Genomic DNA, 2,187 nt, shown 5'->3' with positions numbered 1-2,187 from the left:
CTAACTTGGCTTTTAGATCCATCGACTCCGAAAAATAATCGGAAATACTTTTTTCACCTTTCTTAACGATAAAAATTATGTGAGTAAACCCTGCCTCTGTCGCCTCTTCAGCCGCATACTGAATTAATGGTTTATCAACTATTGGAAGCAACTCCTTACGACACACTTTAGTCGCGGGTAAAAATCGAGTACCCAAACCAGCCACTGGAAAAATAATTGTTTTTAAAAGTGCTTCAGGCACAATGTTCTCCTTTTAGCTTAGACTCTGGTCTCAACGAAGAGTTGGAATTAATTCTTTCATTACGCGAAGTATTTCGGGCTCATCGTAATTCGATACAAGCTCTTTTAATCGAGCTAATTGAGGCCTGACTTTATCCGCTCCATCCACCGCATGCGTAGCTAGTAAAAGCTTGTCATGCTTAGTCCGCATTAATTCTTCATCTACATGAAATAGTTCTTCATCCAACTTTTCTCCAGGCCTTAGCCCTATGTATTCTATCTGTATGTCCACCTCTGGAATTTTCCCTGAGAGACGTATCACTTGTTCAGCTAGGAATCCAATATTTACAGCCTCACCCATCTCCAAAACAAAAACTTCTCCTCCAGCGCCCGCGGCACTTGCCTCCAAAATAAGTTGACTAGCTTCAGACACGGTCATAAAATAGCGTTTAGCCTCTCGATGCGTAACCGTAACGGGGCCGCCTGATAATATTTGACTCCGAAATAACGGCACAACACTGCCCGTTGACCCTAAAACATTTCCGAATCTTACAGTGATAAAGTTTGTAGAAACCTCTTTATTTTTATGTACGCATAATAGCTCAGCAATACGTTTAGTAGCTCCCATTATGCTTGACGGCTTTACCGCTTTATCCGTCGATATCAAAACAAAAGTCTCACATTGGAATTCTGCAGCCGCCTCAATGAGTATATTTGTACCCAGCACGTTATTACTCACTGCTTCACGAACATAGTTTTCTAAAATCGGCACGTGCTTATAGGCCGCCGCGTGATAAACATGTGATGGACGATATTTTTTAAACACATAATCTATCGCTGTGGCATCCCGAATATCTCCAAGCAAGAATATGGAATTTAATTCAGGATAATCCAGATTTATTTCTCGTTCGGCCTGATACAAATTTAGCTCGCTATTATCAAACACGATGAGTTGCCCCACACCCGAATCAGCCAACTGGCGACATAACTCAATGCCCACAGAACCTCCTCCACCCGAGACTAAAACAGTCTTAGATAGCAACGTGGCTCTTATGGCGGCCCAATCCAGCTCAACTTTCTCACGACCAAGTAAATCATCCAGAGAAACCTCTCGCACTGACTCAAGTCTTACTTCTTCATCGGTATTATCAAGCAGCTTAGGTAGTATCCTAAAAGTCTTTCCACTGTCTCCACAGGCATCGACGATACGCTGCATCTCGCTAGAACCAGCAGATGGGACGGCGATGATAATTAGGTCTATATTTCGTTTAAATACCAAATTTGCGATCTGATCAACCGTACCCAATACTGGAACACCATGGATACGTGATTTGAACAAATGAGGGTTATCGTCAACAAAACCCACCGCCGCATACTCTCGAGACCGTCTTGTCTCTCTAAGAACAGCCTCACCGGCGCTACCCGCACCTACAATTAAAACTCTTTCGCCACTCCCTATTGATGCAAACCCTAGATCTCGATCCTTCCACATTCGAAATATAAGTCGTGAACTACCTAAAAAAAATATCAAAAAAACTGGGTACAGAACGAAAACCGACCGCGGAGTATGTTGAAAAACAGAAACAAAAGAAACAATTGTATGTATAGTCAAAGTGCCAAGTACAGCCGCACCTACGACATCGATCAAGTCTTGGAGACTAGCAAATCTCCATTGTCCTCGATAAAGCTTAAAAAAATTAAAAATAAGCCCTTGAACAACCATCACAACCGGTAAAGCTAAAATACAGCTGGTCAAAAATATTTCTGGAGGCTGCTCAAAATTAAATCGCGCATATAATGCTGTCAGCCAAGCCAGGCCGCTAGCGGAAACGTCATGAACAATTACTTTTATTTTAGAGCTAAACAACATGCTTTGAATCAGAGTTACAAATTAATAAAAAATCACGCATAGTGTTTTCCATGATAGTACCAGATGCCAGCAAGACTCACGTAAACCACGCCTGCTAT

2 protein-coding genes are annotated in these 2,187 nt (G+C 42.0%); both read right to left on the bottom strand.

Features of this window, described 5'->3' with window-relative positions:
- Window positions 1-241 (bottom strand): sugar phosphate nucleotidyltransferase (locus tag ABGY95_RS09335; protein ID WP_347441408.1); only part of this gene is annotated, 241 nt, incomplete at its 3' end.
- 30 nt (window positions 242-271) lie between these two features.
- Window positions 272-2,089, bottom strand: a complete 1,818-nt coding sequence (locus tag ABGY95_RS09330) for a nucleoside-diphosphate sugar epimerase/dehydratase (protein ID WP_347441407.1) — start codon at window positions 2,087-2,089, stop codon at window positions 272-274.
- Window positions 2,090-2,187: the final 98 nt, after the last annotated feature.

It is taken from the genome of Rubritalea sp. (assembly GCF_039830215.1).
Lineage (GTDB): Bacteria > Verrucomicrobiota > Verrucomicrobiia > Verrucomicrobiales > Akkermansiaceae > Rubritalea.
This window is presented reverse-complemented; position numbering and strand designations above follow the sequence as displayed.

Bases quoted from the DNA above. Each gene is read 5' to 3' on its own strand.
- ABGY95_RS09330 (WP_347441407.1), bottom strand. From the start codon at position 2,089: ATGTTGTTTAGCTCTAAAATAAAAGTAATTGTTCATGACGTTTCCGCT.